This is a genomic window from Haladaptatus sp. (assembly GCF_049589095.1).
In the GTDB taxonomy this organism is placed as follows: domain Archaea; phylum Halobacteriota; class Halobacteria; order Halobacteriales; family Haladaptataceae; genus Haladaptatus.
Map to the genome: position 1 here is coordinate 1 of NZ_JBAWAC010000116.1, position 3,888 is coordinate 3,888.

At 63.5% G+C, this 3,888-nt stretch carries 5 protein-coding genes and 1 pseudogene; 3 read left to right on the plus strand and 3 right to left on the minus strand.

Going from position 1 to position 3,888, the window contains the following annotated elements; translation table 11 throughout:
- A partial coding sequence (locus WBV42_RS03990) for a glycoside hydrolase family 15 protein (RefSeq protein WP_423984888.1) occupies positions 1 to 1,065 on the plus strand: 1,065 nt, incomplete at its 5' end.
- Between the two features lie 6 nt (positions 1,066 to 1,071).
- Here the strand turns inward: WBV42_RS03990 and WBV42_RS03995 are convergent.
- The 3 genes from WBV42_RS03995 to WBV42_RS04005 form a co-directional block, all read right to left on the minus strand.
- Positions 1,072 to 1,836 (minus strand): NAD-dependent epimerase/dehydratase family protein, encoded by a 765-nt coding sequence (locus tag WBV42_RS03995; protein WP_423984889.1) that lies wholly within the window; start codon positions 1,834 to 1,836, stop codon positions 1,072 to 1,074.
- A gap of 84 nt (positions 1,837 to 1,920) precedes the next feature.
- Positions 1,921 to 2,640, minus strand: a complete 720-nt coding sequence (locus WBV42_RS04000) for a hypothetical protein (protein ID WP_423984890.1) — start codon at positions 2,638 to 2,640, stop codon at positions 1,921 to 1,923.
- Between the two features lie 64 nt (positions 2,641 to 2,704).
- Positions 2,705 to 3,340 carry a DsbA family oxidoreductase gene (locus WBV42_RS04005; protein WP_423984891.1) on the minus strand — a complete coding sequence of 212 codons (636 nt, stop codon included), beginning with the start codon at positions 3,338 to 3,340 and terminating at the stop codon, positions 2,705 to 2,707.
- Between the two features lie 109 nt (positions 3,341 to 3,449).
- Here WBV42_RS04005 and WBV42_RS04010 point away from each other — a divergent pair, with 109 nt between their 5' ends.
- Together WBV42_RS04010 and WBV42_RS04015 are read left to right on the plus strand one after the other, a co-directional pair.
- Complete coding sequence (locus WBV42_RS04010; protein ID WP_423984892.1) at positions 3,450 to 3,770, plus strand: DUF7471 family protein; 321 nt, start codon at positions 3,450 to 3,452, stop codon at positions 3,768 to 3,770.
- Positions 3,771 to 3,776: 6 nt separating this feature from the next.
- Positions 3,777 to 3,888: pseudogene (locus WBV42_RS04015) on the plus strand (winged helix-turn-helix transcriptional regulator); the annotation flags it as partial.

Sequence of the window (3,888 nt, forward strand, 5' to 3'; positions counted from 1 at the left end):
CTTCCCGAGAACGTCGGCGGCGTCCGAAACTGGGATTATCGCTACAACTGGATCCGCGACGCGGCGTTCACGATTCAGGCGCTGGCCAACCTCGGACACACCGACGAGGCCGAAGCGTACTTCGATTGGTTCCTCGGACTCAGTCAAACCGAGCATCCGACCAAAATACAGCCACTGTACGGACTCCACGGCGACCCAGACCTATCGGAAAAGACGCTCGATTATCTCGCGGGGTATCGCGGTTCGACGCCGGTTCGCGTCGGTAACGGGGCCAAGGACCAGCGACAACTCGACGTCTTCGGCGAACTCCTCCTGGCGATATACGAAACCTCGGACGGCGGTGATTTCGATCCGGATGACTGGGAGGCGGTTCGCCGTATCGTCGAGCACGTCTGTGACGTGTGGGACAAACCGGACGCCGGAATCTGGGAAGTTCGTGGCGGCCCGGACCAGTTCGTTCACTCCAAGGTGATGTGTTGGGTCGCGCTCGACCGCGGCCTGCGAATCGCCGACGAGTGGGGATTCGACGCGCCTACCGAGAAATGGCAGGAGACGCGCGATATGATCCGTGGCGACGTGCTCGAACACGGCTACGACGACGAGGTCGGGAGCTTCACCCAAGCCTACGACACGGACGCGCTCGACGCGACGGCGTTGCTGATTCCCGTCGTCGGGTTCCTCCCGTTCGACGACGAGAAAGTACAGAACACCATCGACGCTATCCGTGACCGCCTCGAAACCGACGGCCTCGTGAAGCGCTACGACGCCGAGGACGGCCTCCCGGGTGAGGAAGGTGCGTTCGTCATCTGTTCGTTCTGGTTGGTGTCCGCGTTGGCCCAGTCGGGACGCGTCGAGGAGGCCCGCGAGGTGTTCGAGTCGGTCTGCTCGTACGCGAGTCCGCTCGGTCTGCTCGCGGAGGAAATCGACCCCGAGACGGGTCAGCAGTTGGGCAACTACCCACAGGCGTTCAGCCACGTCGGGTTGGTCAACTCCGCGCTGTATCTCGGCATGGCCGAGGACGAAAACGAACCCCATCCGAAGACGGTCGGGATGGAAGGCGGATAACGACGCTCAGTCGAGGGCTTCCGTCGCGTTGTCCCGCGGTCGATACCCCAGCGCCCGTTCGGTCCAAATCAGCGAGAGGAATCGGTCGTCGTTCCGCGACGTCGCATGCGCGGTGACGGTCGGTTCCGGGAGGTCCGCCTCGACGGCGGCGCGAATCACGTTTCGACAATCCCGCGGGCTCAGCCACATCGCACGGGCGAACCGGGCATGCTCGGGTGATCCGTCTTGTGTCCCGCGGAGGTCGTCCTCGGAGAGGAGCCACCCGATGCGGAGGTTGATTACTTCGATACCGTAGCGGTCGGCGTAGTAACTGCCGAGTGCCTCGCCCGTCACCTTGCTCACGCCGTAGTAGGAGTCGGGGCGCGGCGGGTCGTCGTGATATACCGGTCGAACCGTGTCCAGTTCCAGCGTCTCGGTTTCCGTCGGGTCCGCCGCGTTGTACATCCCCACCGCGTGGTTCGAGGAGGCGAAGACGACGCGCCGAATCCCGTGTTCCCGTGCGGCCTCGAAGACGTTCCGCGTTCCTTCGATGTTCACGTCCACCGTGCTCCGCCAGTCCGCTTCGGGAGAGGGATTCGCCGCCAAGTGGATCACCACGTCGTGACCCGACAGGGCGTCCGACAGTTCGTCGTACTCCGACACGTCGCACACGACGCCGTCGATATCGTCGTGTGCGCTGTGGGTAATCGGCGTCACATCGTAGTCTTCGAGCGCCGTGAGGGACTCCCGCCCGACGTTCCCGGCGGCACCCGTCACTGCGATTCGTGTCATGTCGGCGTGATTGGTACCCCACTATCCTATACGCCTCGGTAGGTGGAACTTTCAGGTTCGAACGGGAAACGAGGGGACGTAGAATCACGCGATCCGAAACGGACGGGCGTCGGCGAGGTCGAACAGGTGCAGTACGTCCTCCCGACTGTAGTGATCCAGCAGTTCGTGAAGCGAGCGGAACGTCAGGGTTTCCGTCGCGCCGACCTCCGCGAGCGCGAGGTATCGCTCGCCGAACACCGGGACGTCCTTGTTGATGACTTTCCCGAAGCCCCGGAACTTCTCGGGTCGCAGTTCGTCGAGGTCGATGCCGTGGTCGTACTCCTGCCAGTACGTGTCGTCGGGTTCCACACCGACGTTCCGACAGGCGTCTTCGAGTCGCGTGTAGTCGCCGAAGGCGTCCCACGCCGGACGGCGCAGGTCGACGTGCGTCAGTTCGGATTCGAGCAGGGAACGTAACCGCTCGGCGACCCCCGTTTCTGCTCTCCCCGCGTCCGCCGATTCCGCGGCCTTCGCTCGTCCCACCAACTGCGGCACGTCGAACGTCTCCCCGCCGTAGGTGACGACTTCGGTTCCGTCCCGTCGGGCGAACCAGTCGAGCGTTCGCGCCACCAGGTCCAGTTCGCTGGCGGGCGTTTCTCCCTCCCGAAACAGCACCTCCGCTTCACGGTCGCCGTCCGGTGATTCGTGACCGAGGGCGACCGCGAGTAACTCGAAGTAGCCGGGGTCGTCGAACTCCGGCGGTGTCTCGTACCGTTCGAGCGTCGGACTCACCGTCTCGATGTCGAGTGCGAACCGTCCTGCCATCTACCGTTCACGAGGCCGGGCGGGACAGGTAAAACTGCTATAATCGCGACGTGAGGAGGTTGATTTATTCGACGCCGTCGACGAGCCGTTCGAGTTGCTCCGGCGGAACCGCGCCGCGTGCGGCGTATCCGTCGTAGATGAACGTCGGAACGCCCGTGATGCCCTGCTGCTGTGCGTCCGTGAACAGTTCGTCGAGTTCCGCGCGGAGTTCGTCGTCGCCGATCGCGTCCCGAATCTCGTCGCCATCGAGTCCGACATCCGTGGCGAGATCGGCGAGAACGGTCGTATCCCTGATGTCGCGGCCGTCCTGCCAGAGCGCGGCGAAGATGGCTTCGTCGAAGTCGAGCCATCGGTCGGGGCGCTCGTTTTTGACGTAGTAGGAGGCGACCTGCGCGGGGAGCGAATCGACGTCGGTCGCTATCTCCTGTGCCATCTCGACCCCGTATTTCTCCTGCAACCGTCGCACGTTCTCCCGCGCCTGCTCGTAGTACTCGTCGCCCTTCCCGTCGTCCGCGGCCGTGTCGATGGTTCCGTCGGGGTTTCGCTTCCCGCTTCGGAGGTCGAACGGATGCCAGTCGAGCGAGAGCGGTTCCTCCCGCGTCTCCCGATACCGTTCCAACGACCGCCGACCGAGATAGCAGAACGGACAGACGTAATCGGAGTAGACGACGAGTTCTTCGTTCGCGTGTGCTTCGCTCATGGCCGTACGTTGTGCGGTGAACCGTTAAAAGCGGATGGCCCCGGAAGCGGTTGCCCCTTCGTCCGTGAATCGAATCCCTCAGGTGTCTCGGGAACGAACTCGACGCCAGATGGTGCCGCTGTACCCGCTCCACGTCGTCACCCAAGGGGGGAGCGTCGCGCTCCACGTCGTGCTCGCAGTCGCGGGGCTCGGGTCGGCGGCCATCTTTCTGCTGGCGCTCGGGGCATTTCGCCAACGACGTTCGCTTCCGTATCTGCTGATCGCGCTCGCGTTCGCGGCCCTCGCGGGCCGCGAACTCGTCGGTGGGCTGACGATGGCGAACTATCTCACCGCGAACGCCCATCACCTGTTCGAACACGGGTTGGACATCGTGATGATGTTCCTGCTCATCGGAGCAGTGTACTACGCCAGAACTGTGGAAAAACGATAATTTACGATGACCGAAACACGAACGCGGATACGCCGATGCGTCGAATCCCGTCCGGGAATTCACTTCAACGACCTCGTCCGGAAGTCGGACATCGCCCCCGGACAGGTCCAGTACCACC